Origin of the sequence: Micromonospora sp. C28SCA-DRY-2, from assembly GCF_030519475.1 — a bacterium.
Lineage (GTDB): Bacteria > Actinomycetota > Actinomycetes > Mycobacteriales > Micromonosporaceae > Micromonospora.
Genome location: NZ_JAUMKD010000004.1, coordinates 242,614 through 266,865, shown reverse-complemented (window position 1 = coordinate 266,865; position 24,252 = coordinate 242,614). Strand labels below are relative to the sequence as shown.

Sequence of the window (24,252 nt, the reverse complement as noted above, 5' to 3'; positions counted from 1 at the left end):
CGGTTACCGGATAACCTGCCCGTCATGACCGACCCCACTCAGGCGCTCTCGTTCGGGGCGGTGGCCGCCGACTACGACCGGTTCCGGCCCCGCTATCCGCAGGAGGCGGTCCGCTGGGCGCTCGACGGTCTGGCCCCGTCCGCCCGGGTGGTGGACCTGGGCGCCGGCACCGGCATCCTCACCCGCGCGGTGCTGGCCCTCGGCCACCGGGCGGTGCCGGTCGAGCCCGACCCCGGGATGCGGGCCCAGCTCGACGCCGGGACCCCGGGCACTGTCGCGCTGGCCGGCAGCGCGGAGTCCGTGCCGCTGCCGGACGCGGCGGCCGACGCGGTGGTCGTCGGCCAGGCGTACCACTGGTTCGACCGGGAGCGGGCGCACGCCGAGATCGCCCGGGTGGTCCGGCCCGGTGGCGTCTTCGCGCCGATCTGGAACGTCCGGGACGAGGAGGTCTCCTGGGTCGCCGAGCTGAGCCGGATCGCCCACATCGGGGACAGCGCGGGGAACGTGATCGACAAGTACGCCGACTTCGGCCCCGACTTCGACCCGATCGAGCTGGGCCGGTTCGCCCACACGAGCACGCTCACCCCGGACGAGGTGATCGAGCTGCTGCACACCCGCTCGTACTGGCTCACCGCGACGGCGAAGGAACGCCGGAAGGTCGACCGGGAGCTGCGCGACCTCTTCGCCACCCACCCCGACCTGGCCGGGCGGGACACCGTCGGGCTGCCGTACCAGACGCTGGTGTTCCGGGCCCGACGGCGCTGAACCGCGCTCAGACGTTGCGCTCGTAGACCATCCGCAGGCCGATCAGCGTGATCATCGGCTCGTGGTGGGTGATGGTCCGGCACTCGTTGATCACCAGCGAGGCCAGCCCGCCGGTGGCGATGACGGCCCGCACCTCGCCCAGTTCCTCGGTCATCCGCTCGACGATCCGGTCCACCTGGCCGGCGAAGCCGAAGTAGAGGCCGGACTGGAGGCACTCCACGGTGTTCTTGCCGATCACCGACCGGGGCCGGGTGGCCTCGACCTTGCGCAGCTGGGCCGCGCGGGCGGCGAGCGCGTCGAAGGAGATCTCGATGCCGGGCGCGAAGGCGCCGCCGAGGAACTCGCCCCGGCCGCTGATCACGTCGAAGTTGGTGGTGGTGCCGAAGTCCACCACGATCGACGGCCCGCCGTAGAGGGTGTAGGCGGCCAGGGTGTTGACCACCCGGTCGGCGCCCACCTCCTTCGGGTTGTCGATGGCGAGCTGCACCCCGGTGCGCACCCCGGGCTCGACGATCACGCTCGGCAGGTCCGCGTAGTAGCGGGACAGCATGGTGCGCAGCGAGCGCAGCGCGGCCGGCACCGTGGAGCAGGCGGCCACCCCGGTGATCTCGACGGCGTCCCCGGCGAGCAGGCCCCGGAACTTCAGCCCCAGCTCGTCCGCCGTCGAGCGCGCATCGGTCTTGATCCGCCAGGAGTGCACCAGCTTGTCGCCGTCGAAGGTCGCCAGCACGGTGTTGGTGTTTCCGATGTCGATGCAGAGCAGCACGCCCGAAGCCTAGACAACGCCGGTACGGGCGGGCGCGCAGCGGCCGACGAACCGTATCCTGGACGGATCGCGACATGAACATAGGTCTATCCACGGCGGGGCCGGACGGGGAGCGGACATGTCGGGGATGTGGTGGGCCCGCGGGCGCAACACCCTGCGCCGGCGCCGCCGGCACGTGCTGGTGCTGGCCGCGCTGACCGGTGGCGCGCTCTGGATGATCGTGCAGTCCTGGCGTTCGGGGCAGACCTTCCGCGGCGACCTCTACCTCAACATCGGCGCCGCCCTGATCATGACGCTGCTGACCTACGTGGTGCTCAACCCGCTCTTCCGCGAGCTCCAGACGGTGAGCATCATCGAGCACCCCCGGCTGGACCGGGACGCGCTGATCGAGCGGGTGGCGAACTGCCGGGAGGCCGTCGCCATCCTGGAGACGTTCACCAGCATGCTGGAGGGCCCCTACACCAACCGGTTCCTCTCCGCCCTGCGGGTCGCGCTGGCCAACGGCGCGACGGTCCGGGTGCTGCTGCTGGACCCGGACTCGCCGGCGGTCCGGCTGCGGGCCGAGGAGCTGCGCCGCTCCGACGCGGCCATCGCGATCATGAACAACCTCTACCACTTCGGCCGGCTCCAGCAGCAGCTGCCGCCAGCCTCCCGGTCCCGGCTGCGGGTACGCCTCTACAGCACCGCGCCGTCGGTGCAGATGTACCGCTGGGACGACAAGGCGTACATCTCGTTCTTCCCGGTCAGCGGCAAGACCTTCGACGCCCAGCAGATCGAGGCGTTCGTCAACACCCCGCTCGGCGAGTTCGTCGACGACCGGTTCACCGAGCTGTGGGAGACCGCCCCGGTGCGCGACCTCGACTCCTGCCTGAGCCTGCAACTCTGCCTGCGCCAGGACGGGCGGGACCTGGAGACCTGCGAGGCGCGCTACGTGCGGGTCGACGGCACCTGGTACATCGCCGGCAGCGACCTGGTCCGGAACGTGGCCCGGCACGGGCTGACCGGGTTGAGCGTGGTGCTCCAGCGGCCGGAGGCCGCCGGCCAGACCTTCGCCCTGGGCGAGGCCGACGAGCTGGAGCCCGGGATCTACCACCGCGCGCTCCAGCTCTTCCGGGCCAAGTACGGCCTGGACCACCGGGACGACACCGAGAGTCAGGTGATCTTCAACCTGGTGGGGCCGGCCGCCCTCACCACCCGGGCCGCGGCCTGAGCCGGCCGGCCCGACCACCCGAGCCCTCGCCCCGGCCACCCCGCACGACTCCCGACCGGCGCCACGGCGGCCGCGCGCCGCACCGTCACTCGGTGCGCAGGTCCATGGCGATGTCGAGGATCGGCGAGGAGTGGGTGAGCGCGCCGACCGAGAGGAAGTCGACGCCGGTCGCCGCGTACCGGGCGGCCACCTCCAGGGTCAGCCCGCCGGTCGCCTCCAGCTCGGCCCGGTCGCCGACCGCGGCCACCACCTCGGTCAGCGCCTCCGGCGTCATGTTGTCGCAGAGCAGGAAGTTCGCGCCGGCCTCGACCGCCTCCACCGCCTCGGCCAGCGTGGTCACCTCCACCTGCACCGGCACGTCCGGGAACGCGTCCCGGACCCGCCGGTACGCCGGGGTGATGCCGCCGGCCGCCAACTTGTGGTTGTCCTTGATCATGGCGACGTCGTGCAGCCCCATCCGCTTGTTGGTGCCGCCACCGGCCCGGACCGCGTACTTCTCCAGGGCGCGCAGGCCCGGGGTGGTCTTGCGGGTGTCGAGCACCATCGCCTTCGTGCCGGCCAGCGCGTCCGCCCAGGCTCGGGTGTGGGTGGCCACCCCGGACATCCGGCAGAGCAGGTTGAGCGCGGTGCGCTCGGCGGTGAGCAGCAGCCGGGTCGGCCCGGTCACCGTGGCCAGCACGTCGCCGCGGGCCACCCGCTCGCCGTCCCGGGCGACCAGCGACACCTCGACCGTACGCGCGCCGCCGGTCACCTCGCCGACCAGCTCGAACACCGCCGCCGCCACGGCCAGCCCGGCCACCACGCCGTCGGCGCGGGCCACCAGGTCGGCCGTGTCCGTCTGCTCGGCCGGGATGGTGGCGACGCTGGTGACGTCGAGGTAGTCCGGGCCCAGGTCCTCGACCAGGGCGTCCTCGACCACCCGGCGTACCCGGGCCGGGTCCAGGCCGGCCGCCCGCAACGACCGCTCGGTCGACTCCGTCATCGCGTCTCCTCCCACTGCTGCGCCAACCGGCCCTGCACCCCGATCGCGCCGACCAGGTGGCCGAGCCACCGCTCGTCGGCCGTCGGGAAGTCCTCCCGCCAGTGGCAGCCCCGGGTCTCCCGGCGGGCGTACGCGGCGGCGACCAGCGTCGACGCCACGGTGACCAGGTTCGTCGCCTCCCAGTCGGCGGTGCGTGGGGTGCCCCGACCGGAGCCGACCTCGCCCAGGGTCGCCGCGGTCTGCGCCAGCGTCGCCGCCGAGCGGAGCACGCCGGCGCCCCGGGTCATCGCCCGTTGCAGCACCGGGGTCGCCGCCGCCGGCACCACCCACCCCGCACCGCCGACCCAGGCGCCGGTCGGCGCCGGCTGCGCCTGCTCGGGCAGGCCGGTGGCGATGTGCTCGGCGATCCGCCGGGAGAAGACCAGCCCCTCCAGCAGCGAGTTGCTGGCCAGCCGGTTCGCGCCGTGCACCCCGGTGCAGGCCACCTCGCCGCAGGCGTACAGGCCGGGGATCGAGGTGCGGCCGTGCAGGTCGGTGCGGACGCCGCCGGAGGCGTAGTGGGCGGCCGGGGCGACCGGGATCAGGTCGACCCCGGGGTCTACCCCGATGGCCAGGCAGGACGCCACGATGGTGGGGAACCGCCGGGCCAGCCAGTCGCCACCGAGGTGCCGGGCGTCCAGGAAGACGTGGTCGGCGCCGGTGGCCAGCAGCACCCGGTGGATACCCTTGGCCACCACGTCCCGGGGGGCCAGCTCGGCCAGCTCGTGCTGGCCGACCATGAACCGCTTGCCGTCCGCGTCGACCAGGTGGGCGCCCTCGCCGCGCAGCGCCTCGGAGACCAGCGGCTGCTGGGCGTGCCCGGCGCCGGGCACCCGGGCGTGCTCCGGCACGATCAGCGCGGTCGGGTGGAACTGGACGAACTCCACGTCGGTCACCGCCGCGCCGGCCCGCATGGCCAGCGCCACCCCGTCGCCGGTGGACACCGCGGGGTTGGTGGTGGCCGCGAAGACCTGCCCCATCCCGCCGGTGGCCAGCACCACCGCCCGGGCCAGGATGGCGCCCACGCCGTCCTCGCTGCCCTCGCCGAGCACGTGCAGGGTGATCCCGCAGGCCGCGCCGAGCCCGCCCGGGCCGTCGCCGGGCGCCCTGAGCAGGTCCAGCACCAGGGCGTGCTCGACCAGCCGGATCCACGGGTCGCGGCGCACCGCCGCGTGCAGCGCCCGCTGCACCTCGGCCCCGGTCGCGTCGCCGCCGGCGTGCACGATCCGGTTGGCCCGGTGCCCGCCCTCGCGGGTCAGCATCAGCGAGCCGTCCGGGTTGCGGTCGAACTCGGCGCCGATCCGCATCAGCTCGCGCAGCCGGGTCGGCCCCTCCTCGACCAGTACCCGCACCGCTGCCGGGTCGCAGAGGCCGACGCCGGCGACCTCGGTGTCGGAGGCGTGCGCGGCGGGGGTGTCGTGCGGGTCGAGCACCGCGGCGATGCCGCCCTGCGCCCAGCGGGTCGACCCGTCGTCGATGTTGACCTTCGTGACCACGGTGACGTGCAGCCCGGCCTCGCGCAGGTGCAGCGCGGCGGTGAGCCCGGCCACCCCGGAGCCGACCACGATCACGTCGGTGGTCTCCACCCAGCCGGGGGCGGGCGCGACCAGCAACGACGGCAGGGCCGGCAGGTCGAGCGTCGGAAGGTCCATGCCCCCAGTCAACCCGAACGCCCCTCGCGCCGGGCGGCGGGGGCGGGACGAGTGGTTTGAGCTACCCCGTCCCGCTACCGGATGCGCACCGGCAGGCCGGCCGGACCGGCGCCCTTGAGGGAGCCGGTCACCGTACGGTCGCTGAGCCAGAGGTGGCAGCGGACCCCCCGGTCGCCCACCCGCCAGCGCCCGGGGCCCGGCGGGCGGACCACCACCCCGCTGCGGAAGCGCAGGTCCGCGTCGTCCGGCACGCCGACGTACCGGGCGAGGACGGAGCGGCAGCCGGTGTAGAGCGGCACCCAGTCGGCGTCCCGGCTCGGGTACGGCACGTCCGGCGCCCGCCACACCCCGACGAACTCGGCGTCGTGCCGGGTGGCGCACTCCACCGGGAGCAACGTCTGCACGGCGCCGCCCCGGCCGCCGCGGGTCTGCTGGCAGCCCAGCCGCAGCGGGGAGACCCCGCGCAGCGCGTCGCGCAGGCTGCCGGTGCGGGTCACCACGCGGGCCGCCGCCTCGACAGTGGTCAGTTCGGTCAGGTCGCAGCGGAACCAGCGGGAGCCGGCCGCCCAGCCGGGCCCGGACGGGATCGCCACCGCCAGCCGCAGCCGACCGGCCCGCCACTCGTCGCCGACGTACTCGCTGGCCTTCCCGTCGCACTCGGCGAACGCGCCGCGCAGCTCGGTCGAGCCGCTGGCCGGCGGGGTCGTCCGGGCGGCCGGGAACGCGCCGACGTGCACGGTCTCCACCCGGTGCGGGGCGGCGCAGTCCACCGGCTGGTACGCCGACAACGGCACCACGTCGGTGAAGTCCGCCTCGTGGCAGAGCCCGGCGGCCGGGGTGAACGGCCCCGGCGCGGGCAGGGCGGCCCAGTCGTCGACCAGGTCGCCGTCGAGCCCACCGGCGCCGGCGCAGCCGGACAGCAGGACGGCCGTGACGACCGCCGCGAGCCGGGTGGTCATCGCACGGCGCATCCGCGGCCTCCCCCAACCACCGACCGTCTTCCGACGATGTGCTCAGGGTAACCAGAAATGACCTTCCGGTAACAGACCGGAGGCGGGGCCGGAAACCGCCCGGCGGCGGGACGGCGGCGGCCGGACCGCCGGGCCGGAACGGCTCAGACGGCGGCGAACGGGCTGGGCACCGGGTCGCCGACCATGCCCGGGGCCACCCCGGCCGGGTCGGCGCCCAGCTCGATCACCCGGTTGTCGGCGTCCACGTGCACCACCCGCGGCTGGTACGCGCGGGCCTCCGCGTCGTCCATCTGCCCGTACGAGATCAGGATGACCAGGTCACCGGGGTGGACCAGGTGCGCGGCGGCGCCGTTGATGCCGATCACCCCGCTGCCCCGCTCGCCGGGGATGACGTACGTCTCCAGCCGGGCGCCGTTGGTGATGTCCACGATCGCCACCTGCTCGCCGGGGAGCAGGTCCGCGGCGTCCAGCAGATCCTGGTCCACCGTCACCGAGCCGACGTAGTGCAGGTCGGCCTGGGTCACCGTGGCCCGGTGGATCTTCGACTTGAGCATGGTCCGCAGCATCGGGGTGCCTTTCACGCGTACGTGGTGGGGTTCAGGATCGCGGGGCGAGCCGGATCGCCGTGTTGTCGATGAGCCGGGTGTCGCCGACCCAGGCCGCGATGAGCAGCCGGGCCGGGCCGGCGACCGGTCCCGGCTCCAGGTCCGGGTCGGTGAGCACCAGGTAGTCCAGCCGCGCGCCGGGCGTACCGGCGCCGAACCCGGCGTGCGCGGCGGCCAGCACGGCGCCCGCGTCCAGCCCGCGGTCGGCGGCCTCCGCACCGGCCCGCAGCGCCGCCGAGAGGCTCAGCGCGGCCTGCCGCTCGCTCGGCGAGAGGTAGCGGTTGCGGCTGGACAGCGCCAGCCCGTCCGGCTCCCGGACGGTCGGCACGCCGACCACCTCGACCGGCACGTCGAGGTCCCGGGCCATCCGCCGCACCAGGGTCAGCTGCTGGTAGTCCTTCTCGCCGAAGAACGCCAGGTCGGGCCGGGTCAGCTGGAACAGCTTCAGCACCACGGTGAGCACCCCGTGGAAGAAGCCGGGCCGGCTGTGCCCCTCCAGGTCCTCGCCGAGCTGGCCCGGGTTGACCCGGACCCGGGGCTGGCCGTCCGGGTACATCTCCGCCACCGAGGGGGCGAAGACCAGGTCGGCACCGGCCCGCCGGCAAATCTCCAGATCGGCGTCGAGGGTGCGCGGATAGCGGTCGAAGTCCTCGTTCGGCCCGAACTGCAACGGGTTCACGAAGATGGTGACCAGCACGTGGTCGGCCCGCTCCCGGGCGGCCCGCAGCAGCTCCTCGTGCCCCGAGTGCAGGGCGCCCATGGTCATCACCACGCCCACGGTGCCCTTGAGCCCGCCGCGCGCCGCGGCCAACTCGGCGCGGGTGTGCACCAGTTCCGTCACGCGGCACCTCCGCCGGTCGTCACCTGCTCGCTCACGCGGCCACCTCCCGCGCCGTGCCGGCCAGCACGCCGAGCAGCGACTCCGCGTCGACCGGGCGCAACCGGCCGGCCGCGATGGCCCGGTCCGCGGTGCGTCGGGCCAGCGCCAGGTACGGTGCGACCGACTCCGGCGCGGTGGCCGCCAGCCGGGCCAGGTGCCGCTCCACGGTGCCGGCGTCGCCCCGGGACACCGGGCCGGTCAGCGCGTCGTCGCCGAGCCGCAGCGCGTTCTCCAGGGCGGCCCGCAGCAGCGGGGCGAGCACCTTCTCCGGCTGGGCCACCCCGGCGTCGCGCAGCCGGTCGGCCGCCTCGTTGACCAGGGTCACCAGGTGGTTGGCGCCGTGCGCCAGCGCCGCGTGGTAGAGCGGCCGGTCCGCCTCGCCCACCCACTCGGGCACCCCGCCGAGGTCGGCGACCAGCCGGGCGGCCAGCGGGCGCAGTTCGGCCGGCGCGGTCACCCCGTACGAGATGCCGGCCAGCCGGCCGAGGTCGTCCGGCGTACCGGTGAAGGTCATCGCGGGGTGCAGGGCCAGCGGCCGGGCACCGACGGCCGCGGCCGGGGCCAGCACGGCCAGCCCGTGCGCGCCGGAGGTGTGCGCGACCACCTGGCCGGGGCGGAGCGCGCCACTCTCGGCCAGGCCGGCGACCACCCCGGCCAGCGCGTCGTCCGGGACGGCGAGCAGCAGCAGGTCGGTGGCCGCCCGGGCCACCGAGGTGGCGGAGCGGCGGGGCACGCCGGGGAGCAGCAGGGCCAGCCGGGCGCGGCTGGCGCCGGAGACACCGGCCGCGGCGACCACCCGGTGACCGGCGGCGGCCAGCGCCGCGCCGAGCACGGCGCCGACCCGACCGGCGCCGATGACGCCGACGGTGAGGAAGCGGGGGGTGGCGGCCGGGGCGCCGGCCGACTGTGCGGCGGCCCTGCGCGGGGCGCCCGGACGCGGGCGCAGCGGTGCGCTCATGGCAACGATCCAGTCCTCGAGAAGGGGTACCGGTCGCCGCAAGTATGCGCCGGGGCAACGATGCCGAAACAGGATGTGTGAAAACCTTCACCAAGCGGGCGACCGGGCCGCTCCGGTGGCGCGGAGCGGCCCGGTGTGCGCCGGGATTCAGCGGGTCGGGCGCAGGAAACCGGCGTCCAGGAACTTGAAGTTCGTGTCGGTCCGGGCCTCGCCGTCCTCACCCGGGGTCGCCGGGGTGTTCCGGCCGTCGTGCACCACCAGCAGGCCACCGGGGAAGCCGGGCAGCGGGGTGGCCACCACGGCCGCGCCGTCGCATTCCTGCGAGCCGTCGACCCGGCCGTCGACGACGGCGAACCGCCCGGTCGGCCGGCCGGTGCGCCGGTCGTACGTGTAGAAGGTGTCGTCGCCCTGGCTGGACACCACCAGGGTGCCGGTCGACCGGCCGGTCCGGTAGATGGTGAGCCCCTCCACGTCCTGGGCGATCCGGCCACCGAACCCGGGATCGGCCGGGTAGTCGGTCACGCAGTCCTCCTCCTCGGCGTCGTACGCCGCCGGCACGCCGTACTCGCGGACCCGCTCGACCGGGACCGGCGCGCCGGCGAACCGGCCACCCACCAGCCGGGTACGCCAGAGCCCGACCTTCTCCTGAGCCAGGTGCACCACGCCGGTGTCCGGGTCCACCACGGTCCCCTCCACCTGCGGCCCGTCGCCCGGGTCGGTGCACGGCGACCAGCGGCTGCCGTCCGGCAGGGTGAACGTCGCGGGCAGGGTGAGCCGGTCCACCGGCCGGTAGGAGACCCGGCCGGCCCGCTCGACCAACCGGAACACCCCCACCTCCGGGGTGCTGCGGCGGCTCACCACGGCGTACGCGGCACCGTCACGGTCGGTGAAGGTGCCCAGCCCGTACGCGGTCCGCTGCGCGTTGACCTCGGCCTGGTCGCGACTGAACGCGTACGGCACGTCCGGCGCGGTGACGTCGGTCAGCCGGCGGGTGGCCGGGTCGATCCGGTAGAACCGCAGGTGGTCCCGGCCCCGGTCGGTGACCACCGCCAGGTCGACCCGCCGCCCGCCGAGCCGGAACCCGGTGACCAGGTCGACGTTGTTGAACCGGCCGGCCTCGTCGCCCGGGCCGGGTGGCGGCGGGGTGGCGATCACCTGTCGCTCCCGGGCCCGCAGGTCGTACACCCGCAGGCCGCCGTTCTTGGCGGTGGCGATGACCAGACTCCCGGCCCGGTCGGTCGGGTGGACCCAGATCGCCGGGTCGTCGGCGTCGGCGTCCCCGCCGGCCTCGTCGTCGTAGAGCGAGGGGGTCTCGGTCGCCGCCCGCACCGGGCGCGGCGCTTCCGGCGCGGCGGCCGCGGGGGCGCCGGCCAGCAGCAGCGGTACGACCGCCAGGGCGGGGATGAGGAGTCGTCTCATGCCGGTGACCGTAGGGTCGGCACGGTGACGCACGCTGAACGTGGGATGAACTGATGTCGATACCGTGGCGGGCCGCGATGAGCCGGGCGCTGTACGGGCCGGGCGGCTTCTTCGTCTCCGGCCCCGGCCCGGCCGGCCACTTCCGCACCAGCGTGCACGCCTCGCCCGCGTTCGCCGCCGCGCTGCTGCGCCTGGTCGCCCAGGTCGACGCCGCCCTCGGTCACCCGGACCGGCTGGACGTGGTCGACGTCGGCGCGGGGCGCGGTGAGCTGCTGCGGGCCCTCGCCACGCTGGCCGCCGCCGGGTCCGCCGCCTCCGGTGGCGGGTGGGGCGCGGTGGGGGTTTCCGGGGAGCCCACCCGCTCCGGGCGGTCAGGCTTGATCCCTCCGCGGGCGGGCTCCCCGGAAACCCCGACTCCTCCGGCCGCCGTCCGCCCGGCACGCTCCGCTGAACCTGCGCCCGCCGTCGGTCCGACATGCTCTCCTCCGCCGGCACCCGCGGGTTCGGCACGGTTCTCCGAGTCCGGCACTGCCGTCGATGCGGGGTCTTCCGCTGCCTCCGCCGATGCATCGCTCGGATCGCCGTCCGGCGGGATCGCCGGCCGGGAGCCGCTCGCTCGGCGGTTGCGGCTCACCGCTGTCGAGCTTGCCCCCCGACCCGATGACCTGCCCACCGAGATCGCCTGGTCCGGTGAGATTCCCCCCGGGATCGTCGGGCTGCTAGTGGCCACCGAGTGGCTCGACAACGTGCCGTTGGACGTGGCGGTGCACACCGGCGACGGTTGGCGCTATCTGCTGGTCGATCCGCTGACCGGCGCGGAGAGCGTGGGTGGTCCGGTCGGCCCGGAGGACGCCGAGTGGCTCGCGACCTGGTGGCCGGTCCCCGACCCGGAGCCGGACTCCCCCGCCGGCCGCGACTCGGCTCTCCCGACGAGCGTGACGGACTCTCGCAGCTCGGCCGGGTCGGGTTTCCGGGTAGCCCGGCCGGCGGAGGGATCAAGCCGGACCGCCCGGAGCGGACCGGGCTGCCCGGAAATCCCCCACGGTGACCACGAGATCGGCACGCGGGCCGAGGTCGGTCGGAGCAGGGACGCGGCCTGGGCCGAGGCGGTCGGGAGAGTCGACCGGGGGCTGGCGTTGGCGGTGGACTACGGGCACCTGCGGGAGAGCAGGCCGGTGGACGGGACGGTGACCGGGTACCGGGGTGGGCGGCAGGTGCCGCCGGTGCCGGACGGGTCGTGTGACGTGACCGCACACGTCGCCATGGACTCGGTCGCCTCCGCCGGTGAGCGGGTCGCCGGGTGTGCGTACGCCCTGGGGTCGCAGCGGGAGGGGTTGCGGGCGCTCGGGGCCGACGGCGGCCGACCGCCGCTGAGCCTGGCCGCCAGCGACCCGGCCGGATACGTGCGGGCGCTGGCCGCCGCGTCGGCGGTGGCCGAGTTGACCGACCCGGCCGGGCTCGGCGGGCACTGGTGGCTGCGGCAACCGGTCGGCATCGACCCGGCGCCGTTCATGGCACGATGACGGGCATGACCACGGACGCCGGCGACCTCCGCGAGCTGACCGTCGGCACCGGGGCCGGCCTGGTGGCGGGCACCGGCGGGGAGCAGCTCGGCACCGACATGGTGCTCAACATCGGGCCGCAGCACCCCTCCACGCACGGGGTGCTCCGGCTGCGGCTGGTGCTCGACGGCGAACGGGTGGTCTCGGCCGAGCCGATCGTCGGCTACATGCACCGGGGCGCCGAGAAGCTCTTCGAGGTACGCGACTACCGGCAGATCATCGTGCTGGCCAACCGGCACGACTGGCTCTCGGCGTTCGCCAACGAGCTGGGCGTGGTGCTCGCGGTCGAGCGGCTGATGGGCATGGAGGTGCCGGAGCGGGCGACCTGGCTGCGGATGGCGCTGGCCGAGCTGAACCGGGTGCTCAACCACCTGATGTTCCTCGGCTCGTACCCACTGGAGATCGGCGCGATCACCCCGATGTTCTACGCCTTCCGGGAGCGGGAGACCCTCCAGGCGGTGATGGAAGAGGTCTCCGGCGGCCGGATCCACTACATGTTCAACCGGGTCGGCGGCCTGAAGGAGGAGGTGCCGTCCGGCTGGACCGGCCGGGCCCGCGCCGCGATCGGCGAGGTACGCCGGCGGCTGCCCGATCTGGACAACCTGATCCGGCGCAACGACATCTTCCTGGCCCGTACCGTCGGCGTCGGCGTGCTGTCGGCCGCGGACGCCGCCGCGTTCGGCGCGTCCGGCCCGGTCGCCCGCGCCTCCGGGCTCGACCTGGACCTGCGTCGCGACGAGCCCTACCTGGCCTACGACCAGCTCGACGTGCCGGTGGTGACCAAGACCGCCGGGGACTGCCACGCCCGCTTCGAGGTGCTGCTCGACCAGGTCTACGTCTCGCTCGACCTGGCCGAACAGTGCCTGGACCGGGTGGACCGGCTGACCGGGCCGGTGAACACCCGGCTGCCCAAGGTGCTCAAGGCGCCCGAGGGGCACACCTACGCCTGGACCGAGAACCCGCTCGGGATCAACGGCTACTACCTGGTCTCCCGGGGCGAGAAGACGCCGTGGCGACTCAAGCTGCGCACCGCCTCGTACGCGAACGTGCAGGCACTGGCCACCCTGCTGCCGGGCTGCCTGGTGCCCGACCTGATCGCCATCCTCGGCTCGATGTTCTTCGTGGTGGGCGACATCGACAAGTGACCGGCCGCGGCGGTCACCGCCAGCGGCCTGCGCTCGCGGCCGGTGTGGGCGGTCGTTGTGGGCGGCCAGCGCCAGCGGCCGGTGTGGCGGGTCAGCGCCAGCGGTCGGCGGAGCGGGCGCCACCGGCGCGGGGCGCGTCGTCCTGCGGCGGGTAGCCGTAGCGCTGCTCCTCGGCGCGCGGGCGCCACCGCTCCGGCTCGGGCTCGGGCTGGTAGCCGCGTTGCGGTTCGGGCTGGTAGCCGCGCGACGGCTCGGGCTGGTAGCCGCGCGACGGCTCGGCTTGGGGGCCGCGCTGCCGCGGCGGGCGCCACTCGTCCGGCACCGGCACCCCGCCGACCGGCAACGCCGGCCGGTCCTCGGGCTCGGACCAGCCCTCGCGCCACCCCTCCGCGTCGTCCCGGTCGTGACCCCGCCGGGCGCTCGCCCAGCGATCCGCCACCCGGTACTCGGTGCCGCCCGCGTCGGCGAGCACCTCCGCGCGCCGCTCCCCGACCCGCACCTCACGGCCGTGCTCGTCGTCGCGCACCGCGGCCCAGCGGTCACCGGCGCGCAGCTGCGACCAGTACTCGCCACCCTCCACGTCCTCGTCCGGCTGCGGTGACCGGCCACGCCCGGCCGGCTCCCGCCAGCCCGGTTCCGCACCGCCATCCGCAGCCGAGCCACCCCGCGCGTGCCCGCCGGCCCAGCCGCGGTCGTCCCGCTGGTCGGACCAGCCCGGCTCGTCGCGCCGGTCGGACCAGCCCCGGTCCTCCCGCTGGCCGGACCGGTCCCGCTCGTCCCGTTGGGCCGACCAGCCGCGGTCGTCGTCGCGGTCGCCGTAGCCGGACCAGGAGCGGCTGTCCGGTTCGGCGCCGCCCCAGGACCGCTCCTCGCCACCCGGGGCCCACCGGCCGGCGTACCCGCCGCCGTAGCGGGTGCCGGAGTCGCCGGGGACCCCGGCGGCGCCGTCCACGATGGTGTGCCGGGTGGTGACGTGCACGGTCTCGGTGTGCCGGACCACCCCGAGCGGGCGGGCCCCGGCCTCGGCGCGAGGGTCCGGTTCCGCCGGTCGGGACGCGCCGTACACGCCGGCGCTCGGCCGCTCACCGCCGCCGTAGACCCCGCCCGGGGAGCCGTACCGGGAGGCCGGCTGCGGCCGGCGGGCCTCCTCGTCGTCGCGTTCCGGCTGGCCCCACCGGGGCGCCGGCTCCTCCGGGACGCGACCCCGGCCGGCGGCGGCCTCGTCCGGGACACGGCCCCGGCCGGCGGCCGGCTCGTCCGCCGGCTCCGCGGCGGGCACCCGGGCGCGACCCGCCCCGGCCGGATCGTCACCGGCCAGCGCGGCGCTGCTGGCGTCGAGTCGCCGGCGCAACCCGGCGACCGCCTCCTGAGCCCGCTGCGCCTGGTCGAGCGCCTGGTTGCCGCGCTGGGCCGCGGCCACGATCTCGCCGCGCAGCTCGCGCCGCAGCTGCTCGATCTCGTCCAGCAGTTCCTCGGTGCCGCCGTGGCCGCCACCGTCGGCGCGCAGCGCGATCGACAGGCCGATCAGCACCACGGCCAGGATGGCCAGCACGGCGGCGAACCGCAGCGGCCCGTTGCCGTCGGCGACCAGCAGGATCAACGCCGCCACCGGTGCCAGCGCCACGCCGATCCAGAACAGGGCGGTGAGCAGCGGCGGATTGCGCTTGTCGGCGGGGGCGACCGGGGCTGGCATGGGTGTGCAGCCTACCGAGAGTTGCCGTGCCTGTGAACGGCCCGCGGCATCCGCGAGCGGGCTTTACCGGGAGTTCGACCCGTGGTTGACACGGAGCGGCGATCGGCCGCCGGGCGCGGTGCGCCGGTGGCGTCGCGGCTTGTCGGTCCGGGCGGTGCCGGTGGGGCGCCCAGCGCCCGGAGCGCGGCGAAGCTGCCGCCGCGCTCCGGGTCGGCGGCTCAGCCAGTGGCCAGTGCCCCGTCGGAGGAGAAGACCAGCCCGACGCTGGCGGCGCCCGTCTTCAGCGCGTTCTTGGTCTGCGGGCCACCCGCGTCGAGCGAGCTGAACGAGCCGGCCTTGAAGTCGTAGACCTCGACCAGCCCGGCCTGGCACTTCGGCCGCTGCGGGCACTCCGGCGGGCCGGCCAGCACGGTGGCCTGACCGGAGCACTTCGCGGCCAGGTCGGACAGGGTGCTCACGCCGTACTTGTCAGCGAACGCCTTGGTGACCGCGAAGGCGTTCTGGTCCTGCGCGGCCGACGGCGCGCCGAAGGCGATGCCCACCTTGTCACCGGCGGCCTTCAGCGCGGTGACGGTCTTCTCCAGCTCCGGCGAGGAGACCGGCTGGGCGTTCTGCCCGTTGGCCTTGGTGTTGAGGAACTCGGCCATGGTCGCCGCGTACTCCGGGACGACCTGGATCTCGCCCTTCTCCAGGGCCGGCTCGTAGAGCTCGCGGCTGCCGATCTGCTGCACCCGGACCTGGTAGCCGGCGGCGGTCAGCGTGATCTTGTAAAGCTCGGCCAGGGTCTGGCTCTCGCTGAAGTTGCCGGCGCCCACCACAATCTGCCCGCCCGGGCCCTTGGCGATGCCGGCGGTGAGGTCGTTCGCGGTGGCGAACTCCTTGGCCGCCACCTCGGGCGTCTTGCGGTCGACGTCGACGGCCTTGTTGAGCTGGATCAGCTTCGGCGTGTCGAGCGCGGTGGAGACCTTGTCGAGCGCCGCCACCAGCTGCGGCGTGGCCACGTCGGCGTTGACCGCCGGGATGACGTTGTCGGTGTTCTGGAGCTTCTTGTCGTCGTCGAGGACGACGAGCTGGTCGCCGGCGACGGGGGCGCAGCCGGCCCCGGTGGCGCCCTGCTGGGGCGCGTCGGTGCCGGAGGAGCCCGCGTCGCCGCATCCGGTCAGCAGCCCGGCCGCCGTGAGGGCACCGACTGCCCCCACCGCCAGGCGTGTACGTGCGCGCATGATGCCCGCCTTCCGTGTCCCGGCGCGACCCTGGACGGGCCGGCCGCGTGTCCGACGGGCGACTGCTTCGTTGATCGCCCGCGTTTCCACCCAACATCTTCCGCGGGGGTCCGACAACTTCGAGCGACCTTTGTCACCGGATCGTCACCGCCCGGTCCACCCGGCGCCGCGCGACCCGGGACGGGGCCCGTGCGGTCAGCCGCCGGCCACCGCGTCGGCCGCCCGCCGGGCCGCCCGGCGCCGGACCGGGCGCAGCGGCCGCGGGGTCACCAGCCGTTCGACCAGGGCCAGCACCAGCTCCACCAGCACCGCCAGCCCGGCCACCAGGACGCCCCCGGCCAGGATCTGCCCGCCGCCGGCGGCGATGTCCAGCCCGAACCCGGCGCGGATGATCTGGCCCAGCCCGCCCCCGTTGACGAAGGAGGCCAGCGCCGCGGTGGCCACCACCTGCACCGAGGCGGTCCGGAAGCCGGCCGCGAGGTAGGGCACGGCCAGCGGCAGCTCGACCCGGCGCAGCAACTGCCAGCCGGAGAAGCCCATCCCGCGCGCCGCGTCCCGGGCCTCCGGGTCGGCCTGCCGCACCCCGGTGTACGCGTTGGCCAGCAGCGGCGGCACCGCGAAGACGGCCAGCGCCACCACCACTGCCGGGCGGCCGAAACCGAGGAAGGTCAGCGGCAGGATGGTCAGCAGGGCGAGTGTCGGCACGGCCAGCGTGATGTTGGCCACCAGCACGACGAGGCCGCCGCCCCGGCCGGTGTGCCCCAGCCAGAGCCCGATCGGCCAGGCGACCAGGCAGCCCAGCGCCACGGCGGCGGCGGACATCGACAGGTGCTCGCCGAGCCGGTCCAGGATGCCGCCGGGGTTCGTCCAGTTCAGCGGGTCGTTGAGCCAGACCAGGGCCGCCTCGACGGGGTTCACCGCCGCCCCCGTCCGCCGGCCGGGCCGGACCGCGCGGTCACGCGGCCCGCCCGCGCCGCAGCCAGGGGGCGACCAGCCGCCCCACCCCGGCGATCAGCAGGTCCAGCACCAGCGCGAGCAGGACGCAGAGCAGCGTCCCGGTCATGATCTGCGCCTTGTAGAAGTTGTTCTGGAAGCCGGCGAAGATGAGCTGCCCGAGGCCGCCGCGGCCGATCACCACGCCGACGGTGACCAGGGCCACCGTGGAGACCGTGGCCAGCCGCAGCCCGGTGAGGATGCCGGGCAGGGCCAGCGGCAGCTCGATCCGGAACAGCCGGCCCCACCGGCCGTAGCCCATCCCCTCGGCGGCCTCCCGGACCTCGGGCGGCACCTGGTTGAGCCCGGCGATCGCGTTGCGCACGATCACCAGCAGCGCGTACAGCACCACCACGCTGAGCACGGTGATCGCGCCGATGCCCAGGTACGGCGCGAGGAAGGCGAAGAGCGCCAGCGACGGGATGGTGTAGAGCACGCCGGTGAGTGCGAGAATCGGGCCGGCGAGCCGGCGGAACCAGTACGCGGCCACCGCCAGCGGCAACGCCACCAGGGCGGCGATCAGCACCGCGCGGACGGTCAGCGAGGCGTGCTCCCGCACCGCGGCGAGGATCGTGTCAGAGTTGTCCCGCACGTACTGCCAGGAGAACCACGGGTTACCCGGGTCGGCCCGGTAGCTCAGGCGGAAGGACATACGTGGACGTTACCCCGGAGAGCACCGGCGAGCCGCGCGCGGCGTCGATCACCCTGGAGGGCATCCGCAAGCGCTACCCGGACGGCACCGAGGCGGTCCGGGAACTCAGCCTGGAGATCAAGGCCGGCGAACTGGTGGTGCTGATCGGCCCGTCCGGGTGCGGCAAGTCCACCGTGCTGCGCATGATCAACCGACTGATCGAGCCGACCGGCGGCCGGATCCTGCTCGGTGACGAGGACGTGACCCGCGCCGACGCGGTCCGGCTGCGCCGGCGGATCGGCTACGTCATCCAGAACGTCGGCCTCTTTCCACACCAGACGGTCAGCGCCAACGTCGCCACCGTGCCCCGGCTGCTGGGCTGGCCCCGGGAGCGCAGCCGCCGCCGGGTCGACGAGCTGCTGGAGCTGGTCGGGCTCGATCCGGGGCAGTTCGGCCGGCGCTATCCGCACGAGCTCTCCGGCGGGCAGCGGCAGCGGGTCGGGGTGGCCCGGGCGCTGGCCGCCGACCCGGTGGTGCTGCTGATGGACGAGCCGTTCTCGGCCGTCGACCCGATCGTGCGGAGCCGGTTGCAGGAGGAGTTCCTGCGGTTGCAGGCCGAGGTGCGCAAGACGATCGTGCTGGTCACCCACGACCTGGACGAGGCGGTCCGGCTCGGCGACCGGATCGCCGTGCTCTCCCAGGGCGGTCACCTGGAGCAGTACGACACCCCGGCGGCCCTGCTCGGCGCGCCCGCCACGCCGTTCGTCCGGGAGTTCGTCGGCGCCGACCGGGGGATCCGCCGGCTGGTGGTCACGCCGGTCACCCGGGAGATGCTGGCGCCGCTGGCCGACGCGCCCGCCGACCTGCCGGCGGTCCCGCTCGGCGGCCCGGCGTACGACGCGCTCGCGGTGATGCTCACCGCCGCCGCCGACCGGGTGCTGGTCACCGACGACGGGCGGCCGGTCGGCGTGCTCACCCGGGCCGACCTGCTCGACGCCGGCCTGCCGGCTCGCTGAGCCGCCGCCGGGCCGCCCGGGCGCCGGCCCGGTTCAGGCCCGTCCGCCCAGGCTGGCCGTGCCCACGACCCAGCCGGCGAGGAAGCCGTACGAGGCGCCGGTGCCGGCGGCCTGGAGCGCGGCGAGCAGCGTCGGGTCCGGCCCGAGGAACGCGGCGAGCAGTGACGCCAGGCCGCCGGCCAGGACGTACGCGGCCCAGCCGGAGAAGAACTGGCTGACCGAGCCCTGCACCCGGGCCACCTGGGCGGCGGGCAGCAGGTAGAGGAAGGTGGCGGCGAGCACCACCAGCAGCACCGCGCGCAGGTTGCCGGCGAGCAGTCCGCCGTCCTCGCCGGAGAACCGCCAGGCCGGCCAGCTCAGCAGCCGCAGGAACCAGCCGCCCGCCGAGTTCGGGTCGGTGTGGTCCTGCGCCCAGCCCACGTACGCCGGACTGCCGCAGAGCGCGACCAGCACGAAGGCGGCCAGCCCGCCGGTGCCCGCCGCGGTGCCGTACTGGCCGATGCGCCGCGGCCGGTTGGTGAGGGCCATCGGTGGGTCAGCTCCCGGTGGGCCGCTCGGGGCGGGCCCGCCCGGCCGGTGCCGGTGTCACTGCGGGTGCTTCATCAGGTAGTCGATGAACGCGGCCCGCAGCAGCGGCTCCGCCTCCTCGTAGCCGTGGCCGGTCAGCTCGCGCCACAGCGCGTTGGCCTCGTCGATGATCGGCCCGATCGAGTTCGGCGCCCCGTCCAGCGCGGCGGCCTCGTCCGCGTTGGGCAGGTGTCGCAGCACCGACCAGAAGAACCCCACGTCCCGGCGTTCCCGGGCGACCTCGAACGCGCGCTCCCGCAACTCCTCAGTGGACAGGGCGTCGAGCGCGGCGAACGACGGGCCGGCCCCGGGGGTCGATGGTGTGTCGGTCATGCCGCCGAGCCTAACCGCAGAGATCAGCCGGGGCCCGGTGGACGGCGCAGGCCCACCGGCCGGTCCTCACCGGTCGCCGTCGTCCCACCGGCGGGGGCCGGTGTCCCACTGCGGGGAGCTCCACGGGTCGGCCGGGCTCTCGGTGGTCTGCGTGGGCAGCGTGGGCGGCCAGGTGTCGGCGGGGTCCGACCGGGTCACCGTCCAGCCGGTGCTGATCCGGCCGTCCCCGCTCGGCGACGACTCCACCGCCGGGCCCGCCCCGGGCCGCCCGTACGCCTCGACCAGCCGGGTGACCACCAGCCCGATGCCGAGCGCCGCGCCGCCGACCGCCCACCGGCTCACCGTCCAGCCGCGGGCCTGCGCGTAGGCCAGGACGAGCGCCACCAGGCAGACCGCCAGCAGGGTGCCGAGGATCCCGCCCCGGCGGCCGTACCCGCTGGTGCCGCCGAGCAGCGCGGCGCCCACCGCGAGCACCGTCCAGTCCAGCCCGGGGGTGGGCGCCACCGGACCGGTGTCCCCGGCGGCCACCAGCACCCCGGCCAGCGTGGCCAGCACGGTGGAGCCGACCAGCGCCGCGGCGGCGACGAACGCGGCCACCGCGCCCCGGCGCCGGGCCGGGTCCGCGACCGGACGGAACCGGCCGAGCAGGCGGCGGACCGGTCGCACCGCCCCGAGCAGGCCGCCGAGCACGGCGACCGCGGCGAACCCGGCGAAGAGCTGGGCGGCCACGCCGCTCGGGTCGTAGTCGCCCTGCACCAGCACGGGGGCGGAGCGTTGTTCGATGTACACGACCACCCCGGCGGCGCCGGCGAGGCTGGCCGCCCAGGCCGGCACGTGCAGCACCACCACGACCAGCGCCAGCGCCAGCCCGCCGGCCGCGGCCACCGCGAGGGCCGGGGCGACGGCGTTCACCACGCCCCGGTCGCCCTGCTCGGCCACGTGCAGCGCGGCGGCCACCGCCACCGGGCCGATGGCCAGGTTGACCACGGCGGTACGCAGGCTCAGCCCGGCGGCCAGCGCCAGCAGGCCGAGGGTGACCACGGCGACCAGCAGGGACCGCAGTCCGCCGCCGCGCAGCGTCTCGGGGCTCTCCCGCCAGAGCAGGTAACCCAGCACGCCCACGGCGACCAGCAGCAGCGCCTCCCAGGCCAGGTGCACGGCGATCCGGTCGCGGCCGGGCTCGCCGTGGGCGGGGTCGTCGAAGACGTTCTCCAGGACGGATGCCGGTACCCCGGACGAGGGTTCGACCGGCCCGTCGCGCCCCGGTTCGTCGTACCCCATCAACGCCTCCCACCTGGCCGGTCGTCCAGGTCCGACGCGGGGGCGGACCGGGGCGGCCGTTGCTCTCCGGTCGCCAGGCACGGTACCTGCGCAGGGAGTCCCGCGTAACCCCTCGATCAGCGCGGGCCGGGGCGGGTGTCCCGGTCGCCGGGCTCGCGGTCCTCGTCGTCCTGCTGCTCGGGAACCCGGCAGGAGCGTTCCAGCCAGAGCGCGGCGGCGACCAGGGCGAGCGAGGCGAGCAGCCCGGCGCCGGCGGCCGGTCGGTCCTCGGTGGCGGCCCGGGTGGTCTCCACGAAGAGCCAGCCGGTCAGCCCGGCGTAGCCGCCGGCGAAGATGGCGCCGGCCAACGAGGACGCCTTGGCCAGCACCACGAACCGGGCGACCATCAGCGGGTTGACCGGGTCGCGGCCCGGGCGGCGCTCGATCCGGCCCCGGGTGTTGATCGCGGCGTACGCCTCGAGCACGGCGAGCCCGGCCAGGGTGACCACCGGCAGCCAGGGCAGCCGGGGCAGGCCGCTGTAGTAGAGGCCGCTGATCAGCAGCCAGGCCGCGGCGGCGGCGGCGAGGGCGGCCACCACCAGGGTCGAGATCCGGGTCGGACCCATCCGCGACCGGCCGGGACCGGGCCCGCCGGGTGGTCGGGACTGCGCCCGGCTCATGCCGGCACTCCGCTTCGCTGCGTGCCGCCATGAGGCACCACCGCGCCGAGCTGATGATTCGCTCGCTGGCGCTCGCTCATGCCGTCGACTCTATCGCCAGTTCCGGCCGGGGACGCAGATCCAGGGCGTCGGCGGCGGCCGGCCCGGTGGTGAGCAGGTCGGTCAGCCAGCCGTGGCCGGGCAGCCGGCCGTACGGCTGGATGTCGATCCACGGGCGCAGCACGAACGCCCGCAGGTGCGCCCGGGGGTGCGGCAGGGTCAGCTCGGGATCGTCGCTGAGCACCGGCTCGTCGTCGTCGGTCCAGACGGCGATGACGTCGACGTCGAGGGTGCGCGGGCCGAACCGGCGGGCCGGGTCGCGGGTGCGCCCGGCGGCCCGCTCGGCGGCGCGGGCCCGCTCCAGCCAGTCCCGCGGGCTCGCCGCCGGGTCCGCGGCCAGCAGCACCGCGTTGAGGTACGCGGGCTGGTCGGCGTCGCCCCACGGCGGCGTCTCGTACACCCCGGACACCACCAGCACGCTGTCGCCGAACGCGCGGACGGCCGACCGCAGGTGGTCGAGCCGGTCGCCGAGGTTGCTGCCCAGCGAGAGCACGGCCCGGGTCACCGGGCCCGGCTCCGGGTCATGGTGACCGCCACGTCGGTGAACGCGTGCGGCACCGGCGCCTCGGGCTTGTGCACGGTGACCGTCGCGGTGACCACCCGGGGGTCGGCCAGGCAGACCGCCAGCAGCCGGTCGGCCAGCGTCTCGATCAGGTTGACCGGCTCTCCGGTCACCACCGCGACCAGCCGCTCGGCCAGCTCGCCGTAGTGGACGGTGTGGGTCACCTCGTCGGAGCGGGCGGCGGGGGCCAGGTCCAGCTCCAGCACGGCGTCGACGACGAAGTCCTGGCCCTGCTCGCGCTCGAAGTCGTACACCCCGTGCCGGCCGTGGGCCCGCAGGCCGGTCAGCTCGATCCGGTCGGTCACCGGTCCCCTCCTCCGCTCGGCACCCGCCCGGCGGCGAGCCGGGGCCGGCCGGTGGCCTGCCAGACCGCCAGCGCGTCCACCGTGCCCCGGACGTCGTGCACCCGTACCCCCCAGGCGCCGGCCGCCACCGCGAGCACGCTGGTGGCGACGGTGGCCGCCTCCCGGCCGTCGGTCGGCCGCGGGGTGCCGTCCGGGCCGGCCAGCAGCCGGCCGAGGTACGACTTGCGACTCGCCCCGAACAGCAGCGGGAAGCCCAGTTCGAGCAGCTCGGGCAGGCGGGCGCTGAGTTCCCAGTTGTGGCTGGCGGTCTTGGCGAAGCCCAGCCCCGGGTCGATCACGATCCGGTCGGCGGCGACGCCGGCACGCAGCGCCTCGTCGACCCGCCGCCCCAGCTCGGCGCGGACGTCCGCGACCACGTCGGTGTAGCTGGCCAGCTCGGTCATCCCGCGGGAGTGGCCGCGCCAGTGCATCAGCACCCAGGGACAGCCGGCCTCCCGGACCACCCGGGCCATGTCCGGGTCGGCGAGACCGCCGGAGACGTCGTTGACCACCGCCGCGCCGGCCGCGAGCGCCGCCTCGGCCACCCGGGCCCGGCTGGTGTCGATGCTGGTCGGCACGCCCGCCGCGGCCAGTTCCCGGATCACCGGGAGCACCCGGGCCGCCTCGGTCTCCGCGTCCACCCGGTCGGCGCCCGGACGGGTCGACTCGCCACCGACGTCGACCAGGTGGGCGCCGTCGGCGTGCAGCCGCACGCCGTGTCCGACGGCGGCGTCCAGGTCCGCGTACCGTCCGCCGTCGGAGAAGGAGTCGGGCGTGACGTTGAGGACGCCCATCACCACCGGGGCCGGGGCCCGTACCAGATCGGTCACGGCTTGACGGTACCGGTCGCCGGCGGGCCCCGGCGGGCCCGGGTTGGCCGTCCGTACGACACCCCTGACATGGGCATTGGAACAGGTGTACGATCGGTCGTCCGGGTCGGATCGGGCAGCCTCTTCGCGGCTTGTCGCAAAGGGGGGCGGCCCGTACGCTTTGGAATTGCCCAGCATCGAGATGGCGAAGCCTGGAGGGAGGGCCGAAGCGGGAAGAATCCGGCCAAAGCTCACCACTCTCCGTGGTGGGTAACGAACGCAGGGTCCCGCACGCTGCGCACAGTGAGCACCGTTCCCGCCCAGGCACGTCTACTGCACCGCCGCGGCGCCGCCGGCCGCGATTTGGGGAGGTTCCAGTGATCGCCATCGAGCTGATGGAGACGGCGTCCTCTACCGCCGCCCACCTGCTCTCCACCCTGGCGTCGACTCCACTCGCCGAGCCGGCGCCGAAGGGCATCGACACCGAGGGTGTCGTCACCTTCTTCGCCAGCAAGATCGCGCCGATCCTGCTCGCCGTCCTGGGCGTCATCTTCATCGGCCGGGCCAGCCGCGGCGAGATCTCCAAGGTGCTGACCAGTTCCGCCATCGCCATCGTCGGTCTGGCGTTCATCGCCGGGGCGGCCACACTGTTCTTCATCGGCGACTACCTGATCGACCTGATCTTCGAATAGGCGCGGGCTCGACATGCGGCTGCGCACCGACGACGACATCTACCGGGCTCGCCTGGTCTACCTCGGGCCGCCCGGCTACACCCTTCCGGTCCACCTCCCGTACGCCCAGTACGGGCTGTTCATGCTGCTCGTCCCCCTCTACATGTTCATCCACTGGCTGTTCACGCTGAAGGTGGAGCTCTTCCCGGCCTGGGAGATCGCGCTCGCCATCGTGACCACCTCGTTCGTCTTCCGGTACGTCGACCCGGACCGGCCGGCGCGGATGGTGATCCGCACCGCGCTGACCGACTGGCGGCGCACCCGGGAGCCGGCCACCGAGCAGCGCGATCCCCGCCTGGTCGGCAGCCGGATCAGGATCCGGGAGGAACTGGCATGACCGGGCAGTCGTACGACGCG

At 75.1% G+C, this 24,252-nt stretch carries 26 protein-coding genes and 1 pseudogene; 8 read left to right on the top strand and 19 right to left on the bottom strand.

Features of this window, described 5'->3' with window-relative positions; translation table 11 throughout:
* Positions 1 to 24: 24 nt before the first annotated feature.
* A complete protein-coding gene (locus Q3W71_RS18805; RefSeq protein WP_302920650.1) occupies positions 25 to 765 on the top strand; it encodes a class I SAM-dependent methyltransferase in 741 nt (246 codons plus the stop codon).
* Positions 766 to 772: 7 nt separating this feature from the next.
* On the opposite strand, the gene Q3W71_RS18800 is transcribed toward Q3W71_RS18805, so the two are convergent.
* A complete protein-coding gene (locus Q3W71_RS18800; protein ID WP_302920649.1) occupies positions 773 to 1,531 on the bottom strand; it encodes a type III pantothenate kinase in 759 nt (252 codons plus the stop codon).
* A 118-nt stretch (positions 1,532 to 1,649) separates the two neighbouring features.
* Between Q3W71_RS18800 and Q3W71_RS18795 the strand changes: the two genes are divergently transcribed.
* Positions 1,650 to 2,741 carry a hypothetical protein gene (locus Q3W71_RS18795; RefSeq protein ID WP_302920648.1) on the top strand — a complete coding sequence of 364 codons (1,092 nt, stop codon included), beginning with the start codon at positions 1,650 to 1,652 and terminating at the stop codon, positions 2,739 to 2,741.
* An 85-nt stretch (positions 2,742 to 2,826) separates the two neighbouring features.
* Here the strand turns inward: Q3W71_RS18795 and nadC are convergent, their stop codons facing one another.
* From nadC to Q3W71_RS18760, 7 genes are all read right to left on the bottom strand, one after another.
* Complete coding sequence (gene nadC, locus Q3W71_RS18790; RefSeq protein ID WP_302920647.1) at positions 2,827 to 3,723, bottom strand: carboxylating nicotinate-nucleotide diphosphorylase; 897 nt, start codon at positions 3,721 to 3,723, stop codon at positions 2,827 to 2,829.
* Complete coding sequence (locus Q3W71_RS18785; protein WP_302920646.1) at positions 3,720 to 5,414, bottom strand: L-aspartate oxidase; 1,695 nt, start codon at positions 5,412 to 5,414, stop codon at positions 3,720 to 3,722. Before Q3W71_RS18785 ends, nadC begins: the two co-directional genes overlap by 4 nt.
* A 74-nt stretch (positions 5,415 to 5,488) precedes the next feature.
* The gene (locus Q3W71_RS18780; RefSeq protein WP_302920645.1) at positions 5,489 to 6,385 is read right to left on the bottom strand and encodes a septum formation family protein; all 897 of its coding nucleotides are present in this window, start codon (positions 6,383 to 6,385) and stop codon (positions 5,489 to 5,491) included.
* Positions 6,386 to 6,528: 143 nt separating this feature from the next.
* Positions 6,529 to 6,951, bottom strand: coding sequence for an aspartate 1-decarboxylase (gene panD, locus Q3W71_RS18775; RefSeq protein WP_302921013.1), 423 nt, complete (start codon positions 6,949 to 6,951; stop codon positions 6,529 to 6,531).
* Positions 6,952 to 6,982: 31 nt separating this feature from the next.
* Positions 6,983 to 7,831 (bottom strand): pantoate--beta-alanine ligase, encoded by an 849-nt coding sequence (panC, locus tag Q3W71_RS18770; protein WP_302920644.1) that lies wholly within the window; start codon positions 7,829 to 7,831, stop codon positions 6,983 to 6,985.
* 31 nt (positions 7,832 to 7,862) lie between these two features.
* Positions 7,863 to 8,828 (bottom strand): Rossmann-like and DUF2520 domain-containing protein, encoded by a 966-nt coding sequence (locus tag Q3W71_RS18765; RefSeq protein ID WP_302920643.1) that lies wholly within the window; start codon positions 8,826 to 8,828, stop codon positions 7,863 to 7,865.
* A 147-nt stretch (positions 8,829 to 8,975) separates the two neighbouring features.
* On the bottom strand, positions 8,976 to 10,247 hold the full coding sequence (locus tag Q3W71_RS18760; RefSeq protein WP_302920642.1) for a phytase: 1,272 nt from the start codon (positions 10,245 to 10,247) through the stop codon (positions 8,976 to 8,978).
* A gap of 53 nt (positions 10,248 to 10,300) precedes the next feature.
* Between Q3W71_RS18760 and Q3W71_RS31010 the strand changes: the two are divergent.
* From Q3W71_RS31010 to Q3W71_RS18750, 3 genes and pseudogenes are all read left to right on the top strand, one after another.
* Positions 10,301 to 10,549: pseudogene (locus tag Q3W71_RS31010) on the top strand (hypothetical protein); the annotation flags it as partial.
* 291 nt (positions 10,550 to 10,840) lie between these two features.
* Positions 10,841 to 11,770 (top strand): SAM-dependent methyltransferase, encoded by a 930-nt coding sequence (locus tag Q3W71_RS18755; RefSeq protein ID WP_302921012.1) that lies wholly within the window; start codon positions 10,841 to 10,843, stop codon positions 11,768 to 11,770.
* The gene (locus Q3W71_RS18750) at positions 11,767 to 12,954 is read left to right on the top strand and encodes an NADH-quinone oxidoreductase subunit D (RefSeq protein ID WP_302920641.1); all 1,188 of its coding nucleotides are present in this window, start codon (positions 11,767 to 11,769) and stop codon (positions 12,952 to 12,954) included. Before Q3W71_RS18755 ends, Q3W71_RS18750 begins: the two co-directional genes overlap by 4 nt.
* Before the next feature lie 91 nt (positions 12,955 to 13,045).
* On the opposite strand, the gene Q3W71_RS18745 is transcribed toward Q3W71_RS18750, so the two are convergent.
* From Q3W71_RS18745 to Q3W71_RS18730, 4 genes are all read right to left on the bottom strand, one after another.
* Positions 13,046 to 14,647, bottom strand: coding sequence for a hypothetical protein (locus tag Q3W71_RS18745; protein ID WP_302920640.1), 1,602 nt, complete (start codon positions 14,645 to 14,647; stop codon positions 13,046 to 13,048).
* 218 nt (positions 14,648 to 14,865) lie between these two features.
* The gene (locus tag Q3W71_RS18740) at positions 14,866 to 15,870 is read right to left on the bottom strand and encodes a glycine betaine ABC transporter substrate-binding protein (protein WP_302920639.1); all 1,005 of its coding nucleotides are present in this window, start codon (positions 15,868 to 15,870) and stop codon (positions 14,866 to 14,868) included.
* Positions 15,871 to 16,065: 195 nt separating this feature from the next.
* Positions 16,066 to 16,788, bottom strand: a complete 723-nt coding sequence (locus Q3W71_RS18735; RefSeq protein WP_302920638.1) for an ABC transporter permease — start codon at positions 16,786 to 16,788, stop codon at positions 16,066 to 16,068.
* A gap of 37 nt (positions 16,789 to 16,825) precedes the next feature.
* Positions 16,826 to 17,515: an ABC transporter permease gene (locus Q3W71_RS18730; protein WP_302920637.1), complete on the bottom strand. Its 690-nt coding sequence runs from the start codon at positions 17,513 to 17,515 to the stop codon at positions 16,826 to 16,828.
* Positions 17,516 to 17,517: 2 nt separating this feature from the next.
* On the opposite strand from Q3W71_RS18730, the gene Q3W71_RS18725 reads away from it, so the two are divergent.
* Positions 17,518 to 18,510, top strand: coding sequence for an ABC transporter ATP-binding protein (locus Q3W71_RS18725; protein WP_302920636.1), 993 nt, complete (start codon positions 17,518 to 17,520; stop codon positions 18,508 to 18,510).
* 33 nt (positions 18,511 to 18,543) lie between these two features.
* Here Q3W71_RS18725 and Q3W71_RS18720 read toward each other — a convergent pair whose 3' ends face one another.
* The 7 genes from Q3W71_RS18720 to folP all read right to left on the bottom strand — a co-directional run bounded on the left by Q3W71_RS18720 (position 18,544) and on the right by folP (position 23,185).
* Positions 18,544 to 19,038 (bottom strand): hypothetical protein, encoded by a 495-nt coding sequence (locus tag Q3W71_RS18720; protein ID WP_302920635.1) that lies wholly within the window; start codon positions 19,036 to 19,038, stop codon positions 18,544 to 18,546.
* 57 nt (positions 19,039 to 19,095) lie between these two features.
* Complete coding sequence (locus Q3W71_RS18715; protein WP_302920634.1) at positions 19,096 to 19,410, bottom strand: hypothetical protein; 315 nt, start codon at positions 19,408 to 19,410, stop codon at positions 19,096 to 19,098.
* A 66-nt stretch (positions 19,411 to 19,476) separates the two neighbouring features.
* Positions 19,477 to 20,691, bottom strand: a complete 1,215-nt coding sequence (locus tag Q3W71_RS18710; RefSeq protein ID WP_302920633.1) for an ABC transporter permease — start codon at positions 20,689 to 20,691, stop codon at positions 19,477 to 19,479.
* Between the two features lie 116 nt (positions 20,692 to 20,807).
* Positions 20,808 to 21,350 (bottom strand): DUF3180 domain-containing protein, encoded by a 543-nt coding sequence (locus tag Q3W71_RS18705; protein WP_302920632.1) that lies wholly within the window; start codon positions 21,348 to 21,350, stop codon positions 20,808 to 20,810.
* A gap of 76 nt (positions 21,351 to 21,426) precedes the next feature.
* A complete protein-coding gene (gene folK / locus Q3W71_RS18700) occupies positions 21,427 to 21,954 on the bottom strand; it encodes a 2-amino-4-hydroxy-6-hydroxymethyldihydropteridine diphosphokinase (protein WP_302920631.1) in 528 nt (175 codons plus the stop codon).
* Positions 21,951 to 22,316, bottom strand: a complete 366-nt coding sequence (gene folB / locus Q3W71_RS18695) for a dihydroneopterin aldolase (protein ID WP_302920630.1) — start codon at positions 22,314 to 22,316, stop codon at positions 21,951 to 21,953. The genes folK and folB overlap by 4 nt, the downstream gene beginning before the upstream one ends.
* Positions 22,313 to 23,185, bottom strand: coding sequence for a dihydropteroate synthase (gene folP / locus Q3W71_RS18690; protein ID WP_302920629.1), 873 nt, complete (start codon positions 23,183 to 23,185; stop codon positions 22,313 to 22,315). Before folP ends, folB begins: the two co-directional genes overlap by 4 nt.
* A gap of 356 nt (positions 23,186 to 23,541) precedes the next feature.
* Here folP and Q3W71_RS18685 point away from each other — a divergent pair, with 356 nt between their 5' ends.
* Positions 23,542 to 23,856 carry a hypothetical protein gene (locus Q3W71_RS18685; protein ID WP_088996416.1) on the top strand — a complete coding sequence of 105 codons (315 nt, stop codon included), beginning with the start codon at positions 23,542 to 23,544 and terminating at the stop codon, positions 23,854 to 23,856.
* 13 nt (positions 23,857 to 23,869) lie between these two features.
* Positions 23,870 to 24,232, top strand: coding sequence for a hypothetical protein (locus tag Q3W71_RS18680; protein ID WP_088996417.1), 363 nt, complete (start codon positions 23,870 to 23,872; stop codon positions 24,230 to 24,232).
* Positions 24,233 to 24,252: the final 20 nt, after the last annotated feature.

Bases quoted from the DNA above. Each gene is read 5' to 3' on its own strand.
- Q3W71_RS18705 (WP_302920632.1), bottom strand. From the start codon at position 21,350: ATGAGCCGGGCGCAGTCCCGACCACCCGGCGGGCCCGGTCCCGGCCGG.
- Q3W71_RS18730 (WP_302920637.1), bottom strand. From the start codon at position 17,515: ATGTCCTTCCGCCTGAGCTACCGGGCCGACCCGGGTAACCCGTGGTTC.
- Q3W71_RS18785 (WP_302920646.1), bottom strand. From the start codon at position 5,414: ATGGACCTTCCGACGCTCGACCTGCCGGCCCTGCCGTCGTTGCTGGTC.
- Q3W71_RS18710 (WP_302920633.1), bottom strand. From the start codon at position 20,691: ATGGGGTACGACGAACCGGGGCGCGACGGGCCGGTCGAACCCTCGTCC.
- Q3W71_RS18780 (WP_302920645.1), bottom strand. From the start codon at position 6,385: ATGCGCCGTGCGATGACCACCCGGCTCGCGGCGGTCGTCACGGCCGTC.
- Q3W71_RS18765 (WP_302920643.1), bottom strand. From the start codon at position 8,828: ATGAGCGCACCGCTGCGCCCGCGTCCGGGCGCCCCGCGCAGGGCCGCC.
- nadC (WP_302920647.1), bottom strand. From the start codon at position 3,723: ATGACGGAGTCGACCGAGCGGTCGTTGCGGGCGGCCGGCCTGGACCCG.
- Q3W71_RS18680 (WP_088996417.1), top strand. From the start codon at position 23,870: ATGCGGCTGCGCACCGACGACGACATCTACCGGGCTCGCCTGGTCTAC.
- Q3W71_RS18740 (WP_302920639.1), bottom strand. From the start codon at position 15,870: ATGCGCGCACGTACACGCCTGGCGGTGGGGGCAGTCGGTGCCCTCACG.
- panD (WP_302921013.1), bottom strand. From the start codon at position 6,951: ATGCTGCGGACCATGCTCAAGTCGAAGATCCACCGGGCCACGGTGACC.
- Q3W71_RS18715 (WP_302920634.1), bottom strand. From the start codon at position 19,410: ATGACCGACACACCATCGACCCCCGGGGCCGGCCCGTCGTTCGCCGCG.
- Q3W71_RS18805 (WP_302920650.1), top strand. From the start codon at position 25: ATGACCGACCCCACTCAGGCGCTCTCGTTCGGGGCGGTGGCCGCCGAC.
- Q3W71_RS18720 (WP_302920635.1), bottom strand. From the start codon at position 19,038: ATGGCCCTCACCAACCGGCCGCGGCGCATCGGCCAGTACGGCACCGCG.
- Q3W71_RS18745 (WP_302920640.1), bottom strand. From the start codon at position 14,647: ATGCCAGCCCCGGTCGCCCCCGCCGACAAGCGCAATCCGCCGCTGCTC.
- Q3W71_RS18750 (WP_302920641.1), top strand. From the start codon at position 11,767: ATGACGGGCATGACCACGGACGCCGGCGACCTCCGCGAGCTGACCGTC.
- Q3W71_RS18760 (WP_302920642.1), bottom strand. From the start codon at position 10,247: ATGAGACGACTCCTCATCCCCGCCCTGGCGGTCGTACCGCTGCTGCTG.
- Q3W71_RS18795 (WP_302920648.1), top strand. From the start codon at position 1,650: ATGTCGGGGATGTGGTGGGCCCGCGGGCGCAACACCCTGCGCCGGCGC.